Source organism: Paraburkholderia sp. WC7.3g (assembly GCF_050436345.1).
Classification (GTDB): domain Bacteria; phylum Pseudomonadota; class Gammaproteobacteria; order Burkholderiales; family Burkholderiaceae; genus Paraburkholderia; species Paraburkholderia podalyriae.
Map to the genome: position 1 here is coordinate 554,797 of NZ_JBNDMA010000001.1, position 25,339 is coordinate 580,135.

Consider the following 25,339-nt stretch of genomic DNA (forward strand, 5'->3'; position numbering starts at 1 on the left):
ATGGATGCGATCTCCTACGAACGCGCTGGCGACGTCGCCGGAGCGGTACGCGCCGCGCAACAGCCGGGCGCGGTGTTCATCGGCGGCGGCACGAATCTGCTCGATCTGATGAAGGGCGGCGTCGCGCGGCCGGTGCGACTCATCGATATCACGCACATCGGCGGCCTCGATTCAATGGTGTCGCTGCCCGGCGGCGGCATCCGCATCGGCGCGCTGGTGCGCAACAGCGACGCGGCCAATCACGCGCTGGTGCGCGAGCAGTACCCGCTGCTGTCGCAGGCGCTGCTCGCGGGCGCGTCCGCGCAGTTGCGCAATATGGCGACGGTCGGCGGCAATCTGTTGCAACGCACCCGCTGCGGCTATTTCTACGACACCGCGTTCACGCAGTGCAACAAGCGCATGCCCGGCAGCGGCTGCGCGGCGCTCGACGGCCACAACCGCATGCACGCGATCCTCGGCGCGAGCCCGCAATGCATCGCGGTCAATCCATCGGACATGAGCGTCGCGCTGGCCGCGCTCGATGCGCTGGTGCGCGTAAGCGGCCCCAGCGGCGAGCGCACGATCGCGTTCGCCGATTTCCACCGCCTTCCCGGCGACCGGCCCGACGTCGATACCACCTTGGAGCCCGGCGAGCTGATCACGGCCGTCGATCTGCCGCCGCCGCTTTTCAGCGCGCATTCGCACTATCTGAAGGTGCGCGACCGCGCCAGCTATGCGTTCGCGCTGGTATCGGTCGCGGCGGCATTGCAGATGGACGGCGAGCGCGTGCAGAGCGCGCGCATCGCGCTCGGCGGCGTCGCGCACAAACCGTGGCGCGCGAACGCGGCCGAGCAGATGCTGAGCGGCCAGCCGCTCAGCCAGGCCACGCTGAAGAACGCCGCCGCGGCCGCGTTGAGCGGCGCGCAGCCGCGCCACGACAACGCCTTCAAGGTGCGGCTCGCGCAACACGCGATCGTGCGTGCGGTCAACCAGGCCGCCGGTTACGCGGGAGGTGTCGCATGAATCTGATCGGACAACCGCTCGATCGCGTCGACGGTATGCTGAAAGTGACCGGCGACGCGCGTTATGCAGCCGAATTCCCCAAGGCGCGACTCGCGCATGGGGTGCTCGTGACCAGCACGATCGCGGCCGGCACGATTGCGTCGATCGATGCGAGCCGCGCCGAGGCCGTGCCTGGCGTGCTGCTCGTGATGACGTACCAGAACGCGCCGCGCCTGCCGAATGGCGGCCGGCCCGCGCTCGCGCCGCCGGCCGGCCGGCGTCTGTCGCTTCTGCAGGACAACGAAGTGCACTACAGCAACGAGCCGGTCGCGGTGGTCGTCGCCGATACGCTCGAACATGCGGCCGATGCCGCGCGCCAACTGCGCATTGTCTATCGGCCGGGCGCCGCGGCGCTCGACTTCGCGCAGGCCAAGGCGCACGCGCACGCGCCGGACAAGCCGCAGGGCCGCCAGACCGACACGCAGCGCGGCAGCTTCGAAGACGGCATGCAAAGCGGCGACGTGCATATCGACGCCATCTACACGACGCCGTTCGAGCATCACAACCCGATGGAGCCGCACGCGACGATGGCGCATTGGGATGGCCCGCAACTGACGCTCTACGATTCGACCCAGGGCGTGAGCGGCACCGCGCAGGTGCTCGCGAAGACGTTCGCCATCCCTGTGTCCGACGTGCGCGTGATCTCGCCGCTGATCGGCGGCGGCTTCGGCTGCAAGGGCTCGTCGTGGTCGCACGTGTCGCTGTGCGCGATGGCCGCGCGGCAAACCGGGCGGCCCGTGCGGCTCGCGCTCGAACGGCCGCAGATGTTCGGGCCGGTCGGCGCGCGGCCGCGCACCGAGCAGCACTTCGTGATCGCCGCCCGCCATGACGGCACGCTGACCGCGATGCGCCACGACAGCATCTCGACCACGTCGACGATCGAAGACTGGACCGAGACCTGCTGCATGGTCACGCGCATGCTGTACGCGGTGCCCAACCAGGCGACGACGCATCGGCTCGCGCAGCTCAATGTCGGCACGCCGACCTTCATGCGCGCGCCGGGCGAGACCACCGGCTCGTTCGCGCTCGAATCGGCGATGGACGAACTCGCCGTCGCGCTGAAGATGGACCCGCTCGCGCTGCGCCTGAAGAACTACGCGGACAGCGACCCGCAGGAGCACAAGCCGTGGTCGGGCAAGTCGCTGCGCGAGTGCTATCAGATCGGCGCCGAGAAGTTCGGCTGGTCGCGCCGCCCGCACGCGCCACGTTCGATGCGCGAGGGCAACACGCTGATCGGCATGGGGATGGCGACCGCGACCTATCCGGCCAACCGAAGCGAGGCGTCCGCGCTTGCGCAGATTCTGCCGGACGGCACCGCGGTAGTCGCATCGGGCACGCAGGACATCGGCACCGGCACCTATACGGTGATGACCCAGGTCGCCGCCGATGCGCTCGGCTTCACGCCCGAGCAGATCCACTTCGCGCTCGGCGATTCGTCGCTGCCGCGCGCGCCGGTCTCGGGCGGCTCGCAGTCGGCGGCGAGCGTGTCGCCCGCGGTGCGCGACGCGGCGAGCCAGGCGCGCAGCCAGCTGATCGCGCTGGCGCTCGCCGACGCGGCGTCACCCGTGCATGGCCTGCCGCTCGACGACGTCACCGTCGAAAGCGGCTGGGTCGTGAGCCGCTCGCAACCCAACAAACGCGATCCGGCCGCGGCGATCATCGCGCGCTCGGGCGGCAAGCCGATCGAGGCGACCGCGACCGTGAAGCCCGGCGACGAGAAACAGAAGTACTCGTTCCACTCGTTCGGCGCGGTGTTCGTCGAGGTTCATGTGGATGCGGAGCTCGGCACGATCCGCGTGCCGCGCGTGGTCGCGGTGTACGACGTCGGCCGCGTGCTGAACCTGAAGACCGCGCGCAGCCAGATGATGGGCGGCATCGTGTGGGGCATCGGCGCGGCGCTGCAGGAGGAAAGCACGCTCGATGCGCGCTACGGACGCTTCACGAACGCGAACCTCGCCGAGTATCACGTGCCGGTGAACGCCGATATCGGCATGTTCGACATCACGTTCATCGACCGGCCCGATCCGTATATCAACTCGCTCGGCGTGCGCGGTATCGGCGAGATCGGCATCACGGCCGTCGTAGCCGCGATCGCGAACGCGGTGTATCACGCGACCGGCGTGCGGGTGCGCGATCTGCCGATCACGCTGGACAAGGTGGCGCGGACGTGAACGGGCCGGGAGACGGCTCGATTGTCGCTTGCCTCCCGCCCCGTTGCATCGCACAATCGGAGGCATTCCCGTCTACCGGTTTCCGCCGATGGCCTACGCCTCGCTCGCCACCGGCGTGTTGCTCGCCGCCGGTGTCGGCTCGCGCTTCGATTCGCACGGGCTGCACAATAAACTGCTCGCGCGACTGCCCGACGGCAAGCCGGTTGCGCATGAAGCCGCGCATCGGCTGCTGCGGGTCGTGACGCGGGTGATCGCCGTGGTGCGGCCGGGTTCCGACGCGCTCGCCCGCGTGCTGAACGATGCCGGCTGCGACGTCGTGTTTGCGGCAAGCGCCGAGCGCGGCATGGGCTCGAGCCTCGCCGCGGGCATCGAAGCGAGCGACGACGCCGAGGGCTGGATCGTCGCGCTCGCCGACATGCCGCGCATCGCGCTGCCGACCATCGAAGCGGTAGCCCGCGCGCTCGACAACGGCGCGCCGCTCGTCGCCCCGTTCTACGACGGCCAGCGCGGTCATCCGGTCGGCTTCGGCAGCGAGCATCGCGACGCGCTGCTCGCGCTGGACGGCGACACCGGTGCGAAAGCGCTGCTGGGCTCCCAGCCGCTGACGCGCATCGACGTCGACGATCCCGGCATTTTGCGCGACGTGGATACGCCGGACGATTTGCGCACGCTCTAGGGCCTGTTTGCAAGTTTCGCGCGCAAGCCTGGCCGATTGCGCCTAAGCTGAGGTGACGCCATGTTTTATTTCGCGCGCGGCGCCTTGACGACCGGTAGCTTCGACGCTTCATGCGCCCGCCTCGAACTCCACACGCAAGCCCATGAGCGAAACCGACCCACGCCTTTTCATCGTCTCGCCCCATTTCGACGACGCCGTCTTCAGCTGCGGCGCCTTGCTCGCCGCCCATCCCGACGCCGCCGTCTGCACGGTGTTCGCCGCCCCACCCGAACACGACATGCACACGGAGTGGGACGAAAAAGCGGGCTTCGCGAACGCCCATGAAGCGGTCCGCGAACGCACGGTCGAAGACAACCGCGCGCTCGAAGTGCTCGACGCGATCCCGCTGCGGATGCCGTTTCGCGACAGCCAGTACGCCGATTCGCCGTCGATCGGCCAGATGGCGGCGGCGCTGGAGGAAACGATTTACCGCACGACCGCGAACACGCTGCTGATGCCGCTCGGCCTGTATCACGACGATCACGCGCGCGTGTTCGAAGCGTGCTGCGAGATCCTGCCGCGGCTCACGCATCTGAACTGGTTCGGTTACGAGGAAGCGATTCACCGGCTCACGCCGGGCGCGGTGCAGGCGCGGCTCGCCGATCTCGCGCAACGCGGCATCGTCGCGACGCCGGCAACGCCGAGCGCGGGCCACACGATCGACGTGCAGCGCCGTGCGCATCTGAAACGCGAAGCGGTCAACGCGTACGCGAGCCAGTTGCGCGCGTTCGGCGCCGGCAATTACGACGACGTGTTCGCGACCGAGCGCTACTGGCAGCTCAGCGTGGGCCGCAAACGCGCGAGAAAATAGCAATAAGCAGCGAGCAGGAAGCGCGCCGAACGCCTACGCTTGAAGACGGACAACCGACGCGGCGGCGCGCATCGGCGGTAAAAGCCGCCCACGCCGAACTCGCGCATTTCAACCGCAAGAGTGACGCAATGAGCTACGACATGCACACCAGCCCGATTCCCGACCCGAACGCCGATCCGAACCGCGACCCGGAAGCCGACCCGCTCGTGCCGCCGTCGCCGGGGCATCATGTCGAGGAGCCGCAGCGGCCCGAGGGGCCGCCGGACAAGGATCCGGTGTAAGGAGCCGCGGGGCGGTGCGACGTCGGCGCCGCGCGGCCGAATCAACGCATCAGGTCGCTAAAGCCCCGCAGCAGGGCTGATTGGCGTTCTTCTATGCCCGGCTGGCAACTGAAAAAGCGCGACTATAGCGGAATTTTTTATAACAAGGCGCATGAGCGCCGCTAAAAACACGCAATAAATCCGCTCATTGATCAGATGGATAGCGATGCCAGACAGCGGGTTTCCCCTGCCTCGATCAACGCCATTTCGCGCCGTAAACACAGCGAGCGGCACCCGCTCGCAATCCACTGGACCCTACTGGCCAAAAGCCTATTCCCATCGCTATGACTCTGAACCGAAAACTGGCGTCGATGATCGCCGTTCTGTGGGTCGGCCTGATCCTGATCGGCGCGTTCGGCGCGTGGCAGAACCGCGCATCGATGATCTCGGACCGGCGCGAACAATTGCGCTCGCTGATCGAAGAAGCAAACCACGTCGCCGGACACTATTACACGCTTGCCCAGCAACATGCGCTGTCCGAGGACGACGCCAAAAAACAGGCGCTCGCGACGCTTGGGGCGCTTCGCTACGGCAAGGACGGCTATCTGTCGATCAACGACTCGCAGCCGGTCATGCTGATGCACCCGATCAAGCCCGAACTCATCGGCAAGAACCTCGCGAAGTTCACCGATCCGGCCGGCAATCATCTGTTCGTCGACATCGTCAACGCGGGCAATCACGACGGCGGCGGCTTCGTCGATTATCTGTGGTCCAAGCCCGGCAGCGAGCGGCCCGTCGCGAAGACCAGCTACTCGATGCACTTCGCGCCGTGGGACTGGTACCTGGTGACCGGCATGTATATGGACGACGTACAAAGCGCGTTCTACCGCAACCTGCTGCGCTGGCTCGCGATCACGGTGACGCTCGGTGCGCTCTCTACGGTCGTGATGCTGGTCGTGCTGCGCAGCATCCGCCGCTCGCTCGGCGGCGAACTCGAAGTGGCCGTCGAGCACGCGCGGCTCATGGCGCAAGGCAACCTCGCGACGCCGGTGCCGGTCGAGCCGCACGACGACCGCAGCCTGCTGCATGCGCTGCGCACGATGCAGGCGGGACTCGTCGACACGGTCTCGCGGGTGCGTCAGGGCACCGAGAACATCAACGTCGGCGCGAGCGAAATCGCGGCGGGCAACACCGACCTGTCGCAGCGCACCGAGGAGCAGGCGGCGGCGCTCGTCCAAACCGCGTCGAGCATGGATCAGATGACGGTCAACGTGAAACAGAACGCGGACAGCGCAACCCAGGCCGCGCAACTCGCGAGCGACGCCGCCAACGTCGCGACGCGCGGCAGCCGCGTGGTCGACGACGTGGTGCGCACGATGGGCGAGATCACCGCGAGCTCGCGGCAGATCGGCGACATCATCGGTGTGATCGACGGCATCGCATTCCAGACCAACATCCTCGCGCTGAACGCAGCCGTCGAGGCGGCCCGCGCCGGCGAGCAGGGCCGTGGCTTCGCGGTGGTCGCGGCCGAAGTGCGCAGCCTCGCGCAGCGCTCGGCGACGGCCGCCAAGGAGATCAAGGCGCTGATCGAAACCTCGACCGATACCGTCGAGACCGGCGCGTCGCTGGTCGCCAACGCGGGCGCGACGATGGGCGAGATCGTGCAGTCGGTGCGGCGCGTCAACGAGATTCTCGAAGAAATCAGCCATGCGTCGCGCGAGCAGAGCGCGGGTATCGAGCAGGTCAATCGCGCGGTCGGCGAGATGGATCAGGTCACGCAGCAGAATGCGGCACTGGTCGAGGAGGCCGCCGCCGCCGCGCATTCGCTGAAGGACCAGGTCGGCGTGTTGCGCGACGCGATTGCGAGTTTCGCGTTGCCGGCTTGAGCTTGACGCACCGCGCCCGCAACGGGCGCGCAAAAAAAAGAAGGCGCTCCACAGGCAGGGAGCGCCTCTTCAACACGCCGCGTCGGAGTCGACGCATCAATCGAACGAATCAGCCGCGCGGATTTTGCAAGTCCGCGCGGCCTTTCGCTTTCAGCTTCGCTTCGGCTCGACTTTGCTCCAACTCGAACGCGACGCCTTTCACAATCCTCGCATTTAAATTACGCGTTGTTTACAATCAGCCCGGCGATAGTCGGAGCCGCCAGGCCTCGTCGTTCTGGCGGCCTCGTTCAATCGAAGGTCTATCGTCCGCACCGCTCGCTGCCCGCCGCCCATGATCCGCCAGAAGAAACCGCCGTCGCAAGATCCGTACGCTGTTGCCGCGAAGAACCCGCTGCTCGACGCGCGACTGCCCGCGTGGCGCTCGAAGCTCGTCGTGCTGCTCGTGTTCGTCGCGTTCGCGACGCTCGCGCTCCGCGCGTTCTGGGTGCAGGTCGTGAATCAGGACTTCTACGTCGACCAGGGGCAGAAGCGCTATCAGCGCGTGCTCGAACTCGACGCGACGCGCGGCCGGATCGTCGATCGCAATGGTTCGCTGCTCGCGGTCAGCCTCGCGACCTACGAAATCTGGGCCTCGCCGAAGCTCGTCGACGAAAGCGCGTTTGCGCCGCTCGCGAAGCTGCTCGATCTGCCGCTCGCGGAACTGCGCCGGCGTCTGAGCGGTGAGCGCAGCTTCGTGCTGCTCAAGCGCCAGCTCGATGCCGACTCCGCCGCGCATCTGTCGCGCCTCGGACTCGCCGGCATCACGCAGATCGCCGACACCAAACGCTTTTATCCCGAGGGCGAGTCGGCCGCGCACGTGGTCGGCTTCACCGACATCGAGGACCACGGCCAGGAGGGTGTCGAACTGGCCGCCAACGCGCAACTGCAAGGCACGCCCGGCCAGCGCGAGGTGATCCGCGACCGGCTCGGTCGCGTGATCTCGGAGACCCGGCCCCTCGTGCCCGCGCGCAACGGCGCGACGATTCAGCTGACGATCGACCGGCGCATCCAGCAACTCGCGTACACGCAACTCAAAGCCGCGATCGCGCAGCACCGCGCCGAAGCGGGCAGCGTGGTCGTGCTCGATGCGCGCAACGGCGAGATCCTCGCGCTCGCCAACTACCCGAGCTTCGATCCGAACGACCGCACGCGCCTGTCCGGCCGGCAACTGCGCAATCGCGCGGTGATCGACACGTTCGAACCGGGCTCGACGATCAAGCCGCTGGTCGTCGCATTGTCGATCGACGAAGGCAAGGTGCGGCCGCAAAGCATCATCGATACCGCGCCAGGCTCGTATCGGATCGGCCCGGCCGTGATTCACGACACGTCGAATCACGGTGCGATGACGGTCGCCGAGGCGGTGCAGAAGTCGAGCAATATCGCGCTCGCGAAGCTAGCGCTGAACCTGCCGGCCGAGACGATCTGGACCAAGTATCGACAATACGGGCTCGGTACGAAGCCCGAGCTGCCCTTCCCGGGCGTGGCCGCCGGTAAGCTGCGGCCGTATAAGCGTTGGCGCCCGATCGAGCAGGCGACGATGGCGTACGGCTACGGGCTGTCGGTCTCGTTGCTGCAGATCGCGCAGGTCTATACCGCCTACGCGGGCGACGGCGCGCTGCAACGAGTGAGCCTGCTGCGCGAACCGCTGGATGCGGACGACCCGGCGTCGTTCGTCGATCGCAGCTTGCCGGTCACGACGCCCGGCACCGCGCGCGCGATCCGCCACATGCTGGAAATGGCCACGGGCATTGGCGGCACCGGACGCGCGGCGACGGTGGCGGGCTATCGCGTCGGCGGCAAGACCGGCACCGCGCGCAAGCAGATCGGCGCGGGCTACGCGAAGAATCGCTATCGCGCGTTGTTCGTCGGCATGGCGCCGATGAGCGATCCGCGCCTGATCGTCGCCGTGATGATCGACGACCCGGCCGGCAAGGCGTTCTATGGCGGTACGGTCGCGGGGCCGGTGTTCAGCGGCGTGATGGGTGGCGCGTTGCAACTGCTTGGCGTGCCGCCGGATGCGGCGCAAATGTGACGCGTAGTGCCCGTTGCGAGCGATCAGTCCCGCTCATCGCCCGCATCGACCTGCGCTTCGATACGATTGCGGCCGTTGCGCTTGGCCTGATACATCGCGCGATCGGCCTCGTCCAGCAGCGCCCGACCGAGCGACATCGCCTCGGCGGGGGTGCCGGCGACCACGCGCGCGGCCACGCCGATCGACACGGTCAATGCAATGCGCTCGCCCTGCTCGTCGCGCACGTCGAGATTCTGAACCGCAAGCCGCACGCGTTCGGCGACGGTCAACGCATCGCTGCGATCGCCTTGCAGCAGCGCGGCAAATTCCTCGCCGCCATAGCGCGCGACGGTGTCGCCAAGCCGCACCTGCTGTCGCACGCAGGCCGCCACCGCCGCGAGCGCGCGGTCGCCGGTCTGATGGCCGTGGCTATCGTTGATGCGCTTGAAACCGTCGATATCGATGAAAAGGCACGCGACCGGCGCGCGATAACGGACCGCGCGCATCAACTCCTCGCGCACGCGCTCGTCGAAATAGCGGCGATTCGCGAGGCCGGTCAGCGAATCGGTCATGCCGAGCTGCTTGAGTCGCTCGCGATGTGCGACATTGTCGAGACTCGCGGTGACGATACTCGCGAAGCGCTCGAGAATGTCGGTGGCCATGCCCGCGCCAAAGCGCGCGGAGTCGTCGCTGCCGAGGCATAGATAGCCGCTGACGCTCGTGTCCGAGGCGAGCGGCAACAGGAGCGCGCTGGCCGGCACATCGGTTGGCGCGGCGCCGAAGAACGCGCGCCGCGCGGCGTCGTCGAGTTCGCCGGGGCGGCCGAGCCACGGCCGATTGTCCTCGCACAATGATTGTGCGACGAGACCGCCTTCGCGCGATGTCTTTAGCTGCGCGTAATCGAGCACGTGCAGGTTACCCGGCTCGAGCAGTTCGAGCAGGATCGGCGCGCGGTCGTCGAGCCACAGCACCACATTGGCGAGAGCGAACTGCTGGGGTAGATGGCTGAACAACGTATCGAGAAACGACGCGAAATCCTGCGCGCCGATCAAGCGCAACTCGACGTTCTGGAAGCGACGCAACGTGCGCTCATTGTGCTGCACGGTGTCGACGAGCGAGCGAAGGCGCTCGGAAAGCGGCGTTGGGGCGAGATTCGTCACGGTATCAGTCAGGCGGGCCCTGCAGGCGAAGCGGGGTCGACGCCCCAACTCTACTGATAACGGCCGATCCACCGAGGTCTTGAGGACGGGTTCGCGACGTGTTGACCGCGACGCGAGCGTTCGCGCGCACTTTGGTCGGCTCGCGCTTGCATTCACTTGCACTTGCTTACAGGCAGTGAGATCCGTTTGCGTAATGATTGCGGTTCTTAAGTTTCGCTTAATTGTTCCCTGCAACCATTGGCGCTCATCCCCTGTTGAGCCGCCGGAACATCGGCGGCGCTTTTTCTTAAGGGGTGCCAAAAACGCGGCCAGAAACGGGCAGGCGCACGAGAAGAATGAGGTCAATCATGGTTGAAGAGATGGTAGTCGAACACCTGCGTGCGATGCCCGGCCATGAATGGACTCGCCAGATTCATTCCTGCAAGGTCTCCGATCCGCTGCAACCGCCCTGGGGCCGTTCATACCGGCTCGTCGAATGGACGATGAAGCACGCGCCCGAATCGAGCCGTCGCGTCGTTCCCGCCGAAAGTACTCCGCTCGAAATCGCCCAGGCCGTGGCCTCTCATGTGCCGGGCCGGCGCTTCTGTCATCAAGCTGATTGAGCGCTCGATTTGACGTTCAATGACGTTCAATGGCGCGCCGCGATCGCGTCGCAGTAGTCCAGCGCGTCCTCCAGCCTGTCATTACCCCAGAACATCTCAGCGCCGACAAAAAACGTCGGCGCACCGAAGATCCCCTTATTGATGGCCAATTCGGTCTGCTCGCGCAAGCGGAGCTTATTCGCGTCGCTTTGCGCGGCGTCGATCACGCTCTGCACAGGTAAGCCGACAGAGTCGAGCGCGTCGCTGACGACATCGATTGCACCGATGTCGCGATCGTCGACGAAATTCAGCTGCATGATCTTGCGGCACCAGGCACCGATCCACGGCTCGTTCGCCCCCAGCAGCGCGACGCGCATCGCGACAAGCGCCGCGCGCGGAAACGTGCTGGGACGCGTAAGCGCAATGCCGTATTTGCGGCATTGGCGCTCCATGTCTTTCCACACGTACGCGCCTTTCTCTTTTTCCAGTACGAAGGGCGAGTTCTCGAAACCGAGCTGACGAAATACCGGGCCGAGCAGAAACGGCCGCCACACGATCGTCACGTTGCGCGCCGCTGCCAACGCTTCGATACGCATCATGCTCAGATAGCTGTAGTTGCTGCCGAAGTCGAACCAGAACTCGATGGCGCGCGCCGTCGAATTGGTGTCTTCACGCATCGCTGGCTCCCGGAACTCAGCGTGTCTGCACCGCCACGCGCAGGCCGAGCGATATGAACAGCACGCCGATGATCTTGTTCTGCCAGCGCGTCAACCACGTCAAACGCTTCACGAGTCTGCCCAACGGCCGCATCGTCAGGACGATCAGCGTCGTATAGAGCGCGCTCATGGCGACGAAAATCAGCCCGAGCGTCGCGAACTGCGCAAACGTCGAACCATATTCGGGGCGCACGAATTGCGGCAGAAACGCAAGGAAAAACAGCGCGGTCTTCGGGTTCAGCACTTCGGCGGGAATCGCCTGCAAGAACGCCTTCGAACCCGACACCGGCGCGACGACCGGCAGATGCGCACTCGCCTGCTTTTCGCGCAATGCGCGAATGCCCAGATAGACGAGATACGCGGCACCGACGATTTTCACCGCATTGAAGGCCAGCGCGGACGTCATCAGCAGCGCGGAGAGGCCAACCGCGGCGCCCAGTGTATGCACGAAATCGCCGGCTGCGATACCGAGACCGGTCAGAATGCCGGCTTTGCGTCCGCCGTGCATGGTGCGCGTCAAAACCAGCAGCACGGCCGGACCGGGAATCAGGAACAGCCCGAGCACGACGGCAACGAACGTCCCCAGCGTGGATAGATCAAGCATGTCGTCTCCTTGCGCCGCGCGGCATCGAAATCGTGGACGCGCATTCAGCGGACCATTGTAGACGAACCCGCGAAGCTTCTGCGCGCCTGGCTGGCACGGACGATCCGTTACCATGACGGACATCGCGCCGCGTACCGCGTGCTTCTTTTCATCCACCGACGTTCCCGCCTTGCCCACCTATACCCTGCCCGCGCCATTGAGCGCGGAACTCGAGATTCGCAAGAGCCGCTTCATCGCGTATGCGATCCCGGTCGCCGATCGCGATGCCGCGATGGCCGAATTACAGCGTCTGCGCGACGAACATTCCGCTGCGACGCATGTGTGCTGGGCGCTACTCGCGGGCGGCCAATCCGGCATGTCCGACGACGGCGAGCCGTCCGGTACCGCGGGCCGGCCCATTCTCGAAGTGCTGCGGCATCACGATCTGGATGGCGTGCTCGCGGCCGTCGTGCGCTACTACGGCGGTTTGAAGCTCGGCGCGGGCGGACTGGTGCGCGCGTACACCGATGCGATCGCGTCCGCGCTGCTCGACGCGCCGCGCGTCGAGAGGATTGCTCAGGTTTCGCTGGGCGTCGAAGTGAGTTATGCCGACGAAGCCAAAGTACGCCGATGGATGGACGCCGAAGGCTATGCGCTCGTGCACAGCGCCTACGGCATGCTGGTGAAGATGACGATGCGCGTGCCGGCCAATGCACTCGACAATGCCAGGCGAACGCTGACCGATATCACGCAGGGAAAAGCCGGCTTTTTCTGAGCGGCTGAGCGCGCTTCCGGGGTAGCCCCGAGGTCCATCGCTACGGCGGCCCGTTATGATGGGGGCCCAGCCAGCCATGATGCGAGGCTCGCTGGCCGGATCGGCAAGGTACGCCCGGAGCACGTCTGAAGGTCGAGGGTCCGGTTCACTGCTACCATGCTGTTCTCCCACCGGGATGACTCCACTTAAAAGGCAACTCCTCTGACTTCGACCGCCACTTTCTCACGCATGACTGCTGCGCGTTCGCCGTTGAGAGCCGTCGTGCTCAAGGGCTGCGGCGCTGTACTGCTGCCCATGCTGCTGTCCGGGTGCTCGTGGTCATGGTTCGGCCTCAACAGCAACGCCAGCGCGACGCACGCGAAGATGTACGGCACCGGATCGCTCACCGTCGCCCCCGCGCGCGACTTCGCGTATCTGCCCGCGCGCGACGGTCATATCTCGCCGAACCGCATCGAAAATACCGCGATGACCGGGCTCGTGCTGAAGGACGACATCAGCCTCGTCGTGCGCAATGGCGTCGCGCATAGCCTGCGAGCGGCCGGTTTTCGCATCGACGACAACAAACGCGTGCTCAAGGGCAGTATCGAAACTTTCACGGTGGACGACACGCGCTCGCCGGCGCTGTGGACGCTGCAGATGCACTACGTGGTTATCGATGCGGCGACCCAGAAAGTCATGTACACGACCACGCGCACTGTGAAGCAGAAATCACCGAAATTCACCAGCAATACGATTGCGATCGAAGATACGGTCAAGCTCAGCGTCGATGCATTGATCGGGGAACCCGGCTTTATCAAGGCGGTGAACTGAACACGAGGCCAGCCGACGCGCGGCGCGGTTTCGCTACAATCCGGGTAACGCATCGCGCGCACCCTCCGCGCGATGCATCGTGATCCTCCGCCCGGAATCCAAGCCGTCATGTCCGTCACCGCCTGGCTATTCTTTTTGCCCGCCTGCTTTGCGATCAATCTCGCACCCGGGCCCAATAACCTGCTTTCGATCAACGTGGCCGCGCGTCACGGCTTCACGAAGGCATTCGTCGGCGGCACCGGCCGGCTGCTCGCCTTCGCGATGATGCTCACGCTCGCCGCGACCGGTCTGGCCGTCGTGCTGCATGCGTCCGAGTGGATCTTTCTCGCGATCAAACTCGCGGGCGCCGCTTATCTGATCTGGCTCGCCATCCAGTTGTGGCGCAGCGACGCACCCGCTATCGATACGTCGCAACCCCAGCAGGCCGCGCTCTCGCGAATTGCACGGCACGAGTTCTTCGTGGCGGCGGGCAATCCGAAGGCGATTCTGGTCTTCACCGCGTTCCTGCCGCAATTCGTCGACGTCGCGCAGCCGATCCTGCCGCAATTCGCCGTGCTCGGCGCGAGCTTTCTGTTGCTCGAATGGGTCGCGATTGCACTGTATTCGTGGGCCGGCATGTATCTCAGCAAATGGCTGATGCGCGCGAAGATCCGCCGCTGGTTCAATCGCTGCTGCGGCGGCTTTCTGGCGGCGATTGGCGTGAGCTTTCTGCTGGTTCGGCGCGGCTAAGGTAGCGCCGCTCCTGCGCAGCTGAAGTATTCGCGTCGTGACCTGTTCATAACGAATAGCGAATACATCGACGGAGAAACTTTAACTATCAGCATTCGTCGCTCCACCTTATGCTCGAACCGTGACCGGCCGCCAAGCACTGCAATGCGGCATTGGGCAAAGGGCTTTTTCATCGTCACGGAGCGACATCATGAAGATCTGCATCTTCGGAGCGGGAGCGATTGGCGGTTTAATGGGCGTGCAATTGGCGCGCGCCGGCGCGGACGTCAGTTTCATCGCGCGCGGTCCGCATCTGGCGGCCATGCGCGAACACGGCGCGCGCCTGATCATGGATGGCGAAACCTTCAGCGCGCCGGTGCGCTGCACGTCCGATCCGCGCGAACTCGGCGTCCAGGACTTCGTGATCGTCACGCTCAAGGCGCATTCGCTGCCTGGCGTGGTCGATACGATGCAGCCGCTGCTCGGCAAGCACACGGCCATCGTTACCGGCGTCAACGGCATTCCGTATTGGTACTTCTATCAACATGGCGGACGCTTTGCCGGCACTCGCCTCACGAGCGTCGACCCCGACGGTTCGCAATGGACGAAGCTCGGACCCGAGCGCGCAATCGGCTGCGTACTCTATCCGGCCGCGGAAATCGTCGAACCGGGAGTCATCAAGCACGTGTACGGCAAGAAGTTTCCCATTGGCGAACCGAGTGGCGAGCGTACTTCGCGCATTCAGCAATTGCACGAGATCATGCAGGCGGCCGGATTCGAAGCACCGATCCGCGACAATATCCGCGACGAGATCTGGCTCAAACTATGGGGCAATCTGTGCTTCAACCCGATTAGCGCGTTGACGCACGCAACGCTCGATGTCCTCACGAGCGACCCTGGCACACGCGCGGTTTCTCGCACGATGATGCTCGAGGCGAAGCGAATTGCGGATCAGTTCGGTGTGCACTTTCGCGTCGACGTGGAAAGGCGTATTGATGGCGCGGGTGCGGTCGGTGCGCACAAGACATCGACGCTCGTCGATCTCGAGAACCGTCGGCCGATGGAAATCGATCCTCTGTTGACCGTCGTGCAGGAAATGGGTCGACTCGTTGCGGAACCGACGCCGACCATCGACGTCGTGCTCGCACTAATCAAACTGCGCGAGAAGATGGCTTTACAGGGCAATTGACCGATACTCGATCATTCCTTTTCGTGTTGCAACACGACCCAAAGGATCGGATGCCATGCACCCGATCCTTTTTCGCATTGGACGCTACTGATCAATCGCCACCCACACCGCCTTCGGTTCCGTAAAGTTCTCGATCGCGACGTCGCCATGCTCGCGACCAAAGCCCGAATCGCCAGCACCACCCCATGGCAAACGCACGTCCGTGTAGCCGTAGGTGTTGATCCACACCGTGCCCGCCTTCAGGTCGCGCGCCACGCGATGCACGCGGCTCAGGTCCGCGCTCCACACACCGGCCGCGAGACTATATGAGGTGCCATTGGCGATTCGGATCGCGTCCGCTTCGTCGTTGAAACGGATCACGCTCGCCACCGGCCCGAAGATTTCTTCCTGCGAAATACGCATCTCGTGCTCGACATTCGCGAACACGGTCGGCTCGACGAAAAAGCCGCGATTGCCGACGCGCGCGCCGCCGGTCACGAGCGACGCGCCTTCCGAGCGCCCCGTCTCGACATAGCTCAATACGGTCTTCATCTGCGCAGCGGAAATCAGCGGTCCCATCGACGTTTCACGCAGCGACGGATCGCCGACCTTGATCGACTTCGCGCGCGTGGCCAGACGCTCGACCACTTCGTCATACACGTCACGATGCGCGAGTATCCGCGATCCAGCGGAGCACACTTGCCCCGTATTGAAGAACACGCCGGACGCCGCGGCTCGCACCGCATTGTCGAGATTCGCGTCGGCGAAGATCACGTTGGCCGACTTGCCGCCGAGCTCCAGCGTCACGCGTTTGAAATTGCCCGCCGCGCCCTGCAGGATGCCTCGTCCGACCGAGGGCGAACCGGTGAACGTGACCTTGTCGATACCGGGATGCGTGACCAGCGCGTCGCCCACCACGCTGCCCTTGCCGGTGACGATATTGAGTACGCCCGGCGGCACGCCTGCTTCGAGCGCCAGCTCGCCGATGCGCAACGCGGTGAGCGGCGTGATCTCGGCAGGCTTGACGATCAGCGTGCAACCGCATGCGAGCGCGGGCGCGATCTTCCACATGCCGATCATGAGCGGAAAATTCCAGGGCACGATTGCGGCGACCACGCCGACCGGTTCGCGCAACGTATAGGTCAATGCATCGGGACGCGTCGGCACGACCTGACCGTTGATCTTGTCGCACCATCCTGCGTAGTATTCGACGGTATCGATCGCGGCGGGCACGTCCTGACGCATCACCGCTGCAATCGGCTTGCCGCCGTCGACGCTTTCGAGCGCGGCGAGTTCTTCCATGTTCTCGCGCATCAGGCCCGCGAGCCGTTGCAGGATGCGGCCGCGTTCAGCGGCCCGAATCGAATTCCATACTTTCAATGCGCCGCGCGCGGCGCGCACCGCGGCATCGACGTCAGCGGCGCTGCCTTGCGCGACCAGCGCAATGGGCTCCTCGGTCGCGGGATTGATATCGACGGAATATTCGCCGGTGCCTGGCTGCACGCGCTTGCCGTCGATCAGCAGGTCATGTTGCCCGAGGTCGGTCTGGATTTCCATCATGAAGCTCCTTGAGTAGTCTAGGGTTCCTGCAACACGCTTCGCGCCACGGACGGCCTGAAAGTGTGGGTCGCGCCAACGATAGGCTCTGCTTCCGCGATCCGCGCATGCTCGGTCGTCGACGCGACGAACTGCGCCCACGCAGCAGCCGCATTGGGACGAAGCGAGCGATTCCTGCGGTGCACGAGTACCGTCGTCAATGTCGTTTCGGGCACCAACGGACGACTCACCAACGAAGCGCCCGGCGAAGACCAATGCGGATCGACAGGCAATATTCCGACACCAAGACCCAATTCGACCATGCGCTCTACCGCCGCGATGTGTCCCAGTTCCTGCAACGGCCGGCGTTTCAATTCGTTCGCGGCGAGTACCGGTCCGAGCGCGGCGCGCACCCCCGTATCGGCATTCAGCGTTATCAGCGGACATTCGCGCAACGCATGCCAGCCAATGCTGTCGTGGCGCGCCAGCGGATGAATGGATGGAAGCACCGCATGCAGTGGCGTAGTGAAAAGTACCTGAGCATGTAATAGAGGACTATCAACGGGCCCGGTCACGCAGACCGCGCCGAAATCCACTTCGCCCTGCTCGACACTGGCCAGCACGCCGCTTTGAGGTTGATCCCTGACCGACACGATCAGCTCGGGCAAGACCGACGCACACTGCGCCAAAGCCCGCGGCACCCAACCGGACGACAACACCGGACTACTCGCGAATACGACGACGCCCGTGTGTCCGTCGTAAGCAGCGCGCTCCTCCAGCAGCGTCAATTCGATTTCGTCGAGCAGCCGGCCAATTCTTCTCTCGAGACTCGCGCCCGCATTCGTCAGCTCGACATGGCGTGTCGTGCGATCGAACAGTTTCAATTCGACCGCATCTTCCAGTTCACGCACGCAACGGCTCACGGCCGACTGCGTCAGATCGAACTCGCGCGCCGCACGCGTGAAACTGCGCTCGCGCGCGACCGCGACGAATACCTTTAGCTGCTGCAGCGAAACGTTCATGACATCGGTTCCGGGCGCGCGACGCTTGTTACGTTATTCGCCGGTCTGTTCGGGCCAGTGACTCATTCGCGACGCGTTGCCATTGCCGGGAGCCGCGACGGCCAGCGCGCCCTGAGGTTGATTGTGCGATTCGATCCAGCGCGCACGCATCGGCTCGAGTATGAACTTCGCGGAAACGCCGGCTGCGATCGTGACGACGGCCGCGACGACGAAGACAAGGCTCCAGCCGCCTGTCGCCGCGAGCACCGACGCGATTGGCACCAGCAACGAAGCCGTGCCCTTTGCGGTGTACAAGGTGCCGGCATTGGCGGTCGCGTACTTGCTGCCGAACGTATCGGCGCAAATCGCGGGGAAGATCGAGAAGATCTCGCCCCAGAACAGGAAGATCAGCGCAGCGAAGACCATGAACGCATAGGGATTGCTGCCGAACTGCATCATGCCGAGCAACGCGAGCCCTTCGCCGATGAAGATCACGAACATCGTGTTTTCACGGCCGATCTTGTCGGATATGAAGCCGCATAGCGGACGCGTCAAGCCGTTGAAGATATTGTCGATCGACAGCGTGACGGTCAGCAGCGGCAACGTCATGCCGAGGAACGACATCGGAATGCGCGCGATGCCCCAGTCTTTCGCAATCGGGCCGATCTGTGCGGTCGCCATCAAACCGCCCGCCGCAACCGCAACGAACGACACATAGATCACCCAGAACACCGGCGTTCTGATCATCTGGCGCGCGGTGAAATCGACTTTCGATACCGCGAAGCGGCTCTTGCGTACGCCCTGCTGCCGCAAGATCGGCCGCGTCAACAGCATCGCGAGCAACAGGATGCTGACGCCTTGCAGGATGCCGAAAAACAGGAACGTCTCTTCATAGCCGCGGCGCGTAATCATGTTCGCAATCGGAATCACCGTCAGCGCCGCGCCCGCGCCAAAACCCGCGGCCGTCAGACCCGCGGCGAGACCGCGCCGATCGGGAAACCATTTGAGCGCATTGCCGACGCACGTTCCATAGACGCCGCCCGCGCCTATCCCGCCGATCACGGCGGCCAGGTACAACACGCCGAGCGTCGTCGCATGCGAATTGAGAATCCATGACAAACCCGCGCATACGGCGCCGGCTGCCACCACCGGGCGCGGCCCGAATCGATCGACGAGCCAGCCCTCGAACGGCACGAGCCAGGTCTCCGTCAGAATGAAGATCGAGAACGCGAGTTGGATCGACGCCTCGCTCCAGTGATGCCGCGCATGCATGGGGGCCACGAATAACGTCCACGCATATTGCAGATTCGCCACCAGCGCCATACACACCATGCCGATGACGAGTTGCCACCAACGGTTGCGCCAGGAATTGCGGGTCGTCGATTGCTGGGTGATATTGTCCATGAGCCTTGTCTCCACTATTTATTTAGTGCAGCCGGCTTACGCGCCGTGCTGGATGCGTCCCGCCTTATCGTTATGGCCCGAGAACTTCGCCATTCGGGAAAATGGAACTTGATGCTTCTGGTGCGTTTCCACGGAGCCCCCGAATTCGTCCTTCGATAAACTTCTTGCTTTATTCCGACCAGAACTATGCTTCACGCGGTAAGCATTGCAGCTTATTCACCACTCGTTTCGTCCGCCACACCGCATATCTATGCGTTAACCCGCGTATTGGTGCAGTGGCTATTCGGCTCCTTATACGATTCATGCTAGGGTCATTGCTGAATTACTCATAATTAAAGTTTGTTATTATGTTGATTCACGTTTCCTTATACATCGACCATGACGATGCGCAATGCAACTCTGCGGCAACTGAAGGTCTTTGAAACGGTGGCGCGCCATCTGAGTTTTTCGCGCGCCGCCGAGGAATTGCATCTGACTCAGCCGGCCGTCTCCACCCAGGTCCGGCAACTCGAGGAACATGCGGGGCTGCCTCTGTTCGAGCAACTCGGCAAAAAGATCTACCTGACGCCGGCCGGCACCGAAATGCTCCACTACAGCCGCGCGATCATGCAGCAGTTCCATGAAGTCGACGAAGCGATGAGTCAGTTGAAGGGCGTCTCCGGCGGCAAGCTGAATGTCGCGGTGATCAGCGCCGGCGACTATTTCTTTCCGCGGCTTCTCGCCGAATTCACGCGTCGCTATTCGGGCGTGGATCTGAACCTCGCCGTGCACAACCGCGAAGAATTGCTGCATCAACTGGCGACCAATCAGACCGACCTCGCGGTCATGGTGCGTCCTCCGCACGAAACCGACGCGACCAATGAACCGTTCGCGCCGCATCCCTACGTGATCGTCGCGGCGCCCAACCATCCGCTTGCGCACAAGCGCAATATCCGCTTCAGTCAACTCGCGAACGAAGCGTTCATCGTGCGCGAACGCGGCTCGGATACGTGGAATTCGATGGAAGAAGGTTTCGCCGGCCGTCTGTCCAATCTGAAGATTGCCATGGAGATCAAGAGCACCGAGACCATCAAGCAGGCCGTCATTGCCGGAATGGGCATCGCGTTTCTGTCTGCCCATACGATCAGCCTCGAATTGCAATTGGGACATCTGGTCGTGCTCGACGTCGAGAGCTTTCCGGTCATGCTGAATTGGTACGTCGTGCATAGGAAGAACAAACGTCTGCCGCCGGTTGCCGTCGCCTTCAAACGCTTCCTGATGGAGGAAGGCGCGGATCTGATCGAAAAGATCACGCGCGTGAAGGAATTGAGCGTGCATAAACCTTAGTCTATGGAAAGCCAATAAAACTTTAACTATTGCAAATCCATCGCGGCTTCTATGCTGCAAGCGAGTTGTTTCACTTGCAAGCCGAGGAGGCCGATCATGAACCACGCTCCGGTTGAATCCCGTATCGGTACACGCAACGCTCACGCAGCGGCGGCGGACCACGAAGACCATCCCGACGATGCGCACCTGAGCGCCTACAATGCCGCGTTCAGCGACCTTGGGCTGCGGTTCCGCTGGGACCGCGCGACACTCGACATGCTGAAAGAGTTCAACGGCGAGTTGGCGCGAATCACCGCTTATATCGAGCGCTATCACAGCCACCTGCATCGCGCGTACGATGCCGACTTTCTCGCGCAGCTGATTCTGCACAGGAAGACGCAGTACTACATCGAATTCGCGGTGGCAGTTGGCGAACAGAAGCATTGAAGAAGACTCCGGCGGCGGGTTCATCGTCCCGCCGTCTTCGCGATTGGCAATCAGGTCCATCCACACGGCACTCCCACAAGCTTGCGGCATGGGTGATCCTCCGTGATGCGATGTAACGGCAACAGCCGCACGGCTGCGCGGCCCGGCCCTCGTCAAACTATGTTCGCGGTATCGCCCAATCGCTGTGGCTCGTCGCGCTGCGCCGCGCTCAAGGTATTGGTCAGCGTGCCGATCCCATCGATCGTGATCGACACCGTTGCACCGTCCCTGATCGACCCCACGCCCACCGAGGTGCCACACGCGATCACGTCGCCGGGTTCGAGCGTCAGATCCTGCGAAATCAGACTCACCTGCTCGGCCGGGGAAAAGACCATATCGGCGAGCGGATAGTTCTGACGCTCGACACCATCGAGCGTCGTCAGCAGGCGCGCGGCCCGCCAGTCGAAACCGGTGACGATGGCCGGACCCACGCAGCAGAACGTATCGAAACCCTTCGCGCGACACCACTGCGGAAAATGCGGATTCTCGTTGAGCAGATCGGCGGCGGTGACGTCGTTGACGAGCGTATAGCCGAAGATCGCCGCCTCCGCCTGCTGCGCATCCACATCGCGACAACGCTTGCCGATCACGATGCCTAGCTCGCCTTCGTAGACGATCTTGCCCGCGTAGTGACGCGGCCGGCGGATCGGCTCGCCCGAGCCGATCACCGACGCCGCCGGCTTCAGCAGAAACAGCGGATGCGTAGGCACGGGCTTATCGAGCTTCGCCGCGAGCGCGTGATAGTTATTCCACAGCGCGACGATCTTGCCGGGCGCGCACGGCGCCAGTGGCGTCAATGCGCGCAGCGACAGTACCGCGCCGGTCGGCACCGGCTGCGCGAGACTTTCGTACTCGTGCAGATAGGCGCCTTCGACACAGCCGAACACGATGCCACCGTCGCCCGACATGAACCGCATCCACGTCTGCATGCCTCGCTCCTAGATCGCGCCAGCCGTTCGCAGCGCCATGATCTGCTCGGCCGAATAACCGAGCTCCGCCATCACTTCATCGGTATGTTCGCCAAGCAGCGGCGAGCGTTTGACGTCGGTCGGGCTGTCGGACAGCTTGATAGGATTGCCCACTGTCAGATACTTGCCGCGCTTCGGATGATCGACTTCGACGATCGTGCCGGTCTTGCGCAGCGAGGGCTCCTCGGCAATTTCCTTCATCGACAGGATCGGGCCGCACGGAATGTCGTATTTATTCAGGATCTGCATCGCCTCGAACTTGCTCTTCGTCATCGTCCAGCGTTCGATCTCGGCGAAGATCTCCTTCAGTCGCGGTAGGCGCGCGGGCGCCGTCGCATAGTCGGGGTCCGTGGCCCATTCCTCCTTGCCGATCACATTGCAGATCTTCGCCCACACGGGCGCCTGCGTGATGAAGTAGATATAGGCGTTAGGGTCCGTCTCCCACCCCTTGCACTTCAGAATCCAGCCAGGCTGCCCACCGCCCGACGCATTGCCCGCGCGCGGCACCGCCTCGCCGAACGTTCCGTTCGGGTATTGCGGATACTCTTTCATCACGCCGGTGCGCTCGAGCCGCTGCTGATCGCGCAGCTTGACCCGGCACAGATTGAGCACGCCGTCCTGCATGGCCGCGAGCACGCGTTGGCCGCGTCCGGTATGCGTGCGTTGATAGAGCGCGGTGACGATACCCAGCGCGAGATGCAGACCCGTGCCGCTATCGCCGATCTGAGCGCCGGTCACGACCGGCGGCCCGTCGTCGAAGCCGGTGGTCGACGCCGCGCCGCCCGCGCATTGCGCGACGTTTTCATACACTTTGCAGTCTTCGTAAGGTCCCGGGCCGAAACCCTTCACCGACGCGACGATCATGCGCGGATTCAATTCCTGAATCCGCTCCCAGCCGAACCCCATCCGGTCGAGCGCGCCCGGTGCGAAATTCTCGACCAGTACATCGCATTTCTGGATCAACGCTTCGAGCACCTGCTTGCCCTCCGGGTGCTTGGTATCGATCGTGACCGAGCGCTTGTTGTGATTGAGCATCGTGAAGTACAGGCTATCCACGTCGGGAATGTCGCGCAGCTGCTCGCGCGTGATGTCGCCCGCGCCTGCCCGTTCCACCTTGATCACGTCCGCGCCGAACCATGCGAGCAATTGCGTGCAGGTCGGCCCCGATTGCACATGCGTGAAATCGAGGATGCGCACACCGTCGAGTGCTTTGGCCATGTCGTATCTCCTGAACGATGAGGGTTATTTGTACATGGTCTGGTTTTTCGTGCCCGGCGCGTATTCACGCGGGTCGACCCAGATGTTGACCACCGCCGAGCGGCCGGTGCGATGAATCGCTTCGCGCGCACGCTGTAGCGCACTCGCGATCTGCGCGGGATCGCGCACTTCCTCGCCATAGCCGCCGAGCATTTCGGCAAATTTGCTGAACGGCACGTCGCCGAGCAGATTGCCGACGTTGCCGCGTTCTTCACCGTACTTGGCAAGCTGGCCGTAGCGGATCTGGTTCATCGCCGAGTTGTTGCCGATGACCGCGAGATAAGGTGCGCCGAAGCGGTTCGCGGTTTCCATGTCGAACGCGGTCATGCCGAATGAGCCGTCGCCGTAATAGCAGAGCACTTCCTTGTGCGGATGCGCGAGCTTCGCCGCGAGCGCGAAGCCGGTACCGACGCCGAGCGAGCCGAGCGCGCCGGGGTCCATCCACTGACCGGGGCGGCGCGGGCGCACCGCTTGCGCGGAGATCGTCACGACGTCGCCGCCGTCGCCGATATAGACGGTGTCGTCGGACAGGAATTCGTTGAGTTCGTACGCGACACGATAGGGATGAATCGGCGTGCTATTCGAGCGGAATAGCGGCATCAGTTTTTCGGTTGCGGTCGCTTCGGCGTCGCGCAACTGCGCCATCCATTTGCGACGCGCCTGACGCTTGTCGTCCTTGATACGACCGCTCGCGGCCTGCAGCACCGCGGCGAGGATCGCGCCCGGATCGCCGACGAGACCGAGGTCGATATCGCGATTCTTGCCGACCGTCCGATAGTCCATATCGATCTGGACGAGCGTCAATTCCTTGCTGATACGTCGGCCGTAACCCATGCGGAAATCGAACGGCGTGCCGACCACGATCAGCACGTCGGCATTCGCAAACGCCTGCGAACGCGTGCGATCGAAGTGATGTGGATCGCCCGGCGGCAGCAGCCCGCGGCTCGCGCCGTTGAAATAGCCGGGAATCTCGACGCCGCGCAGCAGCGCGATCGCTTCCTCGTGACCGCGCGCGGTCCACACCTGCTGACCGTACAGGATCGCGGGGCGCTCTGCATCGACGAGTAGGTCCGCGAGTTTCTCGATGTCGCGCGGATCGCCGATCGATTTCGTCGACGCGCGATAGTGGCCCGGCTGCGGCACGATCGCGCGCGCCGCGTCGACTTCGCGGTCGAGCACGTCGCGCGGAATTTCCAGGTAGGCGGGACCGGGCGCGCCGTTGAAGCACTCGCGCGCGGCCATCGAAATCATGTCCGCAACGCGCTCGGTGCTCGACACGCTCGCGGCGAACTTCGTGATCGGCGACATGATGTCGACGTGCGGCAGGTCCTGCAGCGAGCCCATTTTGTGCTGCGTGAGCGCACCCTGCCCGCCGATGTGCAGGATCGGGCTTTCCGAGCGGAACGCGGTGGCGATGCCGGTCACCGCGTTCGTGCACCCGGGACCGGCGGTCGTCACCACGCAGCCGAGCTTGCCGGTCTGGCGTGCGTAGCCGTCGGCCGCATGCGCGGCGACCTGCTCGTGGCGCACGTCGATGATGCGGATGCCTTCGTCGACGCAGCCGTCGTAGATATCGATGATGTGGCCGCCGCACAGCGTGAAGATCGTGTCGACCCCCTCGTTTTTCAGCGCCTTCGCGACCAGATGGCCGCCTGACACGACGCCCGCGTCGCGGGTCTTGTGCTTCAGCGTGTCGTCGGCGGTCGTGGTGGCCGTGGCCGGACTCAGGGATGAAACAACTGCGGACATGGTCGTCTCCTCAACAGTCAGGGGTGCAACGGATATCGACGGACGCGTCCGCTTCGGAATACGTCCGGCTGCACCGACGTCTCACGGCTTCGAACATACGGTATGTGATATATCACATTCATTCAAGGCCAATTTCGACAGTTAAACGGCGCGAAGTTTATGTTGCTCAAGCTTGGCCGACGCAGCTTTGCGCCGGAT

The 25,339-nt window shown here is 64.0% G+C and carries 23 protein-coding genes; 14 read left to right on the plus strand and 9 right to left on the minus strand.

Annotated features, from left to right (window positions below):
- The 7 genes from OKW43_RS02640 (at position 1) to OKW43_RS02670 (ending at position 8,955) form a co-directional block, all read left to right on the plus strand.
- Positions 1 to 1,002: an FAD binding domain-containing protein gene (locus OKW43_RS02640; protein WP_429445050.1), complete on the plus strand. Its 1,002-nt coding sequence runs from the start codon at positions 1 to 3 to the stop codon at positions 1,000 to 1,002.
- Positions 999 to 3,212 (plus strand): xanthine dehydrogenase family protein molybdopterin-binding subunit, encoded by a 2,214-nt coding sequence (locus OKW43_RS02645; protein ID WP_429445052.1) that lies wholly within the window; start codon positions 999 to 1,001, stop codon positions 3,210 to 3,212. The genes OKW43_RS02640 and OKW43_RS02645 overlap by 4 nt, the downstream gene beginning before the upstream one ends.
- Before the next feature lie 88 nt (positions 3,213 to 3,300).
- Positions 3,301 to 3,888: a nucleotidyltransferase family protein gene (locus OKW43_RS02650; protein WP_187637039.1), complete on the plus strand. Its 588-nt coding sequence runs from the start codon at positions 3,301 to 3,303 to the stop codon at positions 3,886 to 3,888.
- A gap of 142 nt (positions 3,889 to 4,030) precedes the next feature.
- A complete protein-coding gene (locus tag OKW43_RS02655) occupies positions 4,031 to 4,738 on the plus strand; it encodes a PIG-L deacetylase family protein (protein ID WP_187637038.1) in 708 nt (235 codons plus the stop codon).
- Between the two features lie 128 nt (positions 4,739 to 4,866).
- Positions 4,867 to 5,019 carry a hypothetical protein gene (locus OKW43_RS02660; RefSeq protein WP_187637037.1) on the plus strand — a complete coding sequence of 51 codons (153 nt, stop codon included), beginning with the start codon at positions 4,867 to 4,869 and terminating at the stop codon, positions 5,017 to 5,019.
- 323 nt (positions 5,020 to 5,342) lie between these two features.
- A complete protein-coding gene (locus OKW43_RS02665; RefSeq protein ID WP_429445055.1) occupies positions 5,343 to 6,884 on the plus strand; it encodes a methyl-accepting chemotaxis protein in 1,542 nt (513 codons plus the stop codon).
- Positions 6,885 to 7,215: 331 nt separating this feature from the next.
- A complete protein-coding gene (locus OKW43_RS02670; protein WP_429445057.1) occupies positions 7,216 to 8,955 on the plus strand; it encodes a peptidoglycan D,D-transpeptidase FtsI family protein in 1,740 nt (579 codons plus the stop codon).
- Positions 8,956 to 8,978: 23 nt separating this feature from the next.
- On the opposite strand, the gene OKW43_RS02675 is transcribed toward OKW43_RS02670, so the two are convergent.
- The gene (locus tag OKW43_RS02675; RefSeq protein WP_429445059.1) at positions 8,979 to 10,094 is read right to left on the minus strand and encodes a diguanylate cyclase; all 1,116 of its coding nucleotides are present in this window, start codon (positions 10,092 to 10,094) and stop codon (positions 8,979 to 8,981) included.
- Positions 10,095 to 10,441: 347 nt separating this feature from the next.
- Here OKW43_RS02675 and OKW43_RS02680 point away from each other — a divergent pair, with 347 nt between their 5' ends.
- The gene (locus tag OKW43_RS02680) at positions 10,442 to 10,696 is read left to right on the plus strand and encodes a DUF2866 domain-containing protein (protein WP_429445061.1); all 255 of its coding nucleotides are present in this window, start codon (positions 10,442 to 10,444) and stop codon (positions 10,694 to 10,696) included.
- A gap of 26 nt (positions 10,697 to 10,722) precedes the next feature.
- On the opposite strand, the gene OKW43_RS02685 is transcribed toward OKW43_RS02680, so the two are convergent.
- Positions 10,723 to 11,352 carry a 2-hydroxychromene-2-carboxylate isomerase gene (locus tag OKW43_RS02685; RefSeq protein ID WP_429445063.1) on the minus strand — a complete coding sequence of 210 codons (630 nt, stop codon included), beginning with the start codon at positions 11,350 to 11,352 and terminating at the stop codon, positions 10,723 to 10,725.
- A gap of 16 nt (positions 11,353 to 11,368) precedes the next feature.
- A complete protein-coding gene (locus tag OKW43_RS02690) occupies positions 11,369 to 11,995 on the minus strand; it encodes a LysE family translocator (RefSeq protein WP_429445065.1) in 627 nt (208 codons plus the stop codon).
- Between the two features lie 112 nt (positions 11,996 to 12,107).
- Here OKW43_RS02690 and OKW43_RS02695 point away from each other — a divergent pair, with 112 nt between their 5' ends.
- The 4 genes from OKW43_RS02695 to OKW43_RS02710 all read left to right on the plus strand — a co-directional run bounded on the left by OKW43_RS02695 (position 12,108) and on the right by OKW43_RS02710 (position 15,456).
- Positions 12,108 to 12,749, plus strand: coding sequence for an IMPACT family protein (locus OKW43_RS02695; RefSeq protein ID WP_429445067.1), 642 nt, complete (start codon positions 12,108 to 12,110; stop codon positions 12,747 to 12,749).
- A gap of 228 nt (positions 12,750 to 12,977) precedes the next feature.
- On the plus strand, positions 12,978 to 13,559 hold the full coding sequence (locus OKW43_RS02700) for a hypothetical protein (protein WP_187637029.1): 582 nt from the start codon (positions 12,978 to 12,980) through the stop codon (positions 13,557 to 13,559).
- A 108-nt stretch (positions 13,560 to 13,667) separates the two neighbouring features.
- Positions 13,668 to 14,288, plus strand: coding sequence for a LysE family translocator (locus OKW43_RS02705; protein ID WP_429445069.1), 621 nt, complete (start codon positions 13,668 to 13,670; stop codon positions 14,286 to 14,288).
- 190 nt (positions 14,289 to 14,478) lie between these two features.
- Positions 14,479 to 15,456 (plus strand): 2-dehydropantoate 2-reductase, encoded by a 978-nt coding sequence (locus OKW43_RS02710; protein ID WP_429445072.1) that lies wholly within the window; start codon positions 14,479 to 14,481, stop codon positions 15,454 to 15,456.
- An 84-nt stretch (positions 15,457 to 15,540) separates the two neighbouring features.
- On the opposite strand, the gene OKW43_RS02715 is transcribed toward OKW43_RS02710, so the two are convergent.
- From OKW43_RS02715 to oxlT, 3 genes are read right to left on the minus strand one after another with little or no spacing between them, the layout of a single operon-like run.
- Positions 15,541 to 16,992: an aldehyde dehydrogenase family protein gene (locus OKW43_RS02715; protein WP_429445074.1), complete on the minus strand. Its 1,452-nt coding sequence runs from the start codon at positions 16,990 to 16,992 to the stop codon at positions 15,541 to 15,543.
- A gap of 20 nt (positions 16,993 to 17,012) precedes the next feature.
- On the minus strand, positions 17,013 to 17,993 hold the full coding sequence (locus tag OKW43_RS02720; protein WP_429445076.1) for a LysR family transcriptional regulator: 981 nt from the start codon (positions 17,991 to 17,993) through the stop codon (positions 17,013 to 17,015).
- A gap of 33 nt (positions 17,994 to 18,026) precedes the next feature.
- Positions 18,027 to 19,376 carry an oxalate/formate MFS antiporter gene (oxlT, locus tag OKW43_RS02725; RefSeq protein ID WP_429445078.1) on the minus strand — a complete coding sequence of 450 codons (1,350 nt, stop codon included), beginning with the start codon at positions 19,374 to 19,376 and terminating at the stop codon, positions 18,027 to 18,029.
- Between the two features lie 378 nt (positions 19,377 to 19,754).
- Between oxlT and OKW43_RS02730 the strand changes: the two genes are divergently transcribed.
- Together OKW43_RS02730 and OKW43_RS02735 are read left to right on the plus strand one after the other, a co-directional pair.
- The gene (locus OKW43_RS02730; RefSeq protein ID WP_187637023.1) at positions 19,755 to 20,702 is read left to right on the plus strand and encodes a LysR family transcriptional regulator; all 948 of its coding nucleotides are present in this window, start codon (positions 19,755 to 19,757) and stop codon (positions 20,700 to 20,702) included.
- Positions 20,703 to 20,798: 96 nt separating this feature from the next.
- Entirely contained in the window at positions 20,799 to 21,128 is a 330-nt protein-coding gene (locus tag OKW43_RS02735; RefSeq protein WP_429445080.1) for a hypothetical protein, read from the plus strand.
- A 152-nt stretch (positions 21,129 to 21,280) separates the two neighbouring features.
- On the opposite strand, the gene OKW43_RS02740 is transcribed toward OKW43_RS02735, so the two are convergent.
- The 3 genes from OKW43_RS02740 to OKW43_RS02750 are packed head-to-tail and all read right to left on the minus strand — an operon-like array spanning position 21,281 to position 25,141.
- Positions 21,281 to 22,096, minus strand: coding sequence for a fumarylacetoacetate hydrolase family protein (locus OKW43_RS02740; protein ID WP_429445082.1), 816 nt, complete (start codon positions 22,094 to 22,096; stop codon positions 21,281 to 21,283).
- 9 nt (positions 22,097 to 22,105) lie between these two features.
- Positions 22,106 to 23,353, minus strand: coding sequence for a formyl-CoA transferase (frc, locus tag OKW43_RS02745; protein WP_429445084.1), 1,248 nt, complete (start codon positions 23,351 to 23,353; stop codon positions 22,106 to 22,108).
- A gap of 24 nt (positions 23,354 to 23,377) precedes the next feature.
- Positions 23,378 to 25,141 carry a thiamine pyrophosphate-binding protein gene (locus OKW43_RS02750; protein ID WP_429445087.1) on the minus strand — a complete coding sequence of 588 codons (1,764 nt, stop codon included), beginning with the start codon at positions 25,139 to 25,141 and terminating at the stop codon, positions 23,378 to 23,380.
- Between the last annotated feature and the right edge of the window lie 198 nt (positions 25,142 to 25,339).

Bases quoted from the DNA above. Each gene is read 5' to 3' on its own strand.
- OKW43_RS02640 (WP_429445050.1), top strand. From the start codon at position 1: ATGGATGCGATCTCCTACGAACGCGCTGGCGACGTCGCCGGAGCGGTA.
- OKW43_RS02645 (WP_429445052.1), top strand. From the start codon at position 999: ATGAATCTGATCGGACAACCGCTCGATCGCGTCGACGGTATGCTGAAA.
- OKW43_RS02650 (WP_187637039.1), top strand. From the start codon at position 3,301: ATGGCCTACGCCTCGCTCGCCACCGGCGTGTTGCTCGCCGCCGGTGTC.
- OKW43_RS02655 (WP_187637038.1), top strand. From the start codon at position 4,031: ATGAGCGAAACCGACCCACGCCTTTTCATCGTCTCGCCCCATTTCGAC.
- OKW43_RS02660 (WP_187637037.1), top strand. From the start codon at position 4,867: ATGAGCTACGACATGCACACCAGCCCGATTCCCGACCCGAACGCCGAT.
- OKW43_RS02665 (WP_429445055.1), top strand. From the start codon at position 5,343: ATGACTCTGAACCGAAAACTGGCGTCGATGATCGCCGTTCTGTGGGTC.
- OKW43_RS02670 (WP_429445057.1), top strand. From the start codon at position 7,216: ATGATCCGCCAGAAGAAACCGCCGTCGCAAGATCCGTACGCTGTTGCC.
- OKW43_RS02680 (WP_429445061.1), top strand. From the start codon at position 10,442: ATGGTTGAAGAGATGGTAGTCGAACACCTGCGTGCGATGCCCGGCCAT.
- OKW43_RS02685 (WP_429445063.1), bottom strand. From the start codon at position 11,352: ATGCGTGAAGACACCAATTCGACGGCGCGCGCCATCGAGTTCTGGTTC.
- OKW43_RS02690 (WP_429445065.1), bottom strand. From the start codon at position 11,995: ATGCTTGATCTATCCACGCTGGGGACGTTCGTTGCCGTCGTGCTCGGG.
- OKW43_RS02695 (WP_429445067.1), top strand. From the start codon at position 12,108: ATGACGGACATCGCGCCGCGTACCGCGTGCTTCTTTTCATCCACCGAC.
- OKW43_RS02700 (WP_187637029.1), top strand. From the start codon at position 12,978: ATGACTGCTGCGCGTTCGCCGTTGAGAGCCGTCGTGCTCAAGGGCTGC.
- OKW43_RS02705 (WP_429445069.1), top strand. From the start codon at position 13,668: ATGTCCGTCACCGCCTGGCTATTCTTTTTGCCCGCCTGCTTTGCGATC.
- OKW43_RS02710 (WP_429445072.1), top strand. From the start codon at position 14,479: ATGAAGATCTGCATCTTCGGAGCGGGAGCGATTGGCGGTTTAATGGGC.
- OKW43_RS02715 (WP_429445074.1), bottom strand. From the start codon at position 16,992: ATGGAAATCCAGACCGACCTCGGGCAACATGACCTGCTGATCGACGGC.
- OKW43_RS02720 (WP_429445076.1), bottom strand. From the start codon at position 17,993: ATGAACGTTTCGCTGCAGCAGCTAAAGGTATTCGTCGCGGTCGCGCGC.
- oxlT (WP_429445078.1), bottom strand. From the start codon at position 19,376: ATGGACAATATCACCCAGCAATCGACGACCCGCAATTCCTGGCGCAAC.
- OKW43_RS02730 (WP_187637023.1), top strand. From the start codon at position 19,755: ATGACGATGCGCAATGCAACTCTGCGGCAACTGAAGGTCTTTGAAACG.
- OKW43_RS02735 (WP_429445080.1), top strand. From the start codon at position 20,799: ATGAACCACGCTCCGGTTGAATCCCGTATCGGTACACGCAACGCTCAC.
- OKW43_RS02740 (WP_429445082.1), bottom strand. From the start codon at position 22,096: ATGCAGACGTGGATGCGGTTCATGTCGGGCGACGGTGGCATCGTGTTC.
- frc (WP_429445084.1), bottom strand. From the start codon at position 23,353: ATGGCCAAAGCACTCGACGGTGTGCGCATCCTCGATTTCACGCATGTG.
- OKW43_RS02750 (WP_429445087.1), bottom strand. From the start codon at position 25,141: ATGTCCGCAGTTGTTTCATCCCTGAGTCCGGCCACGGCCACCACGACC.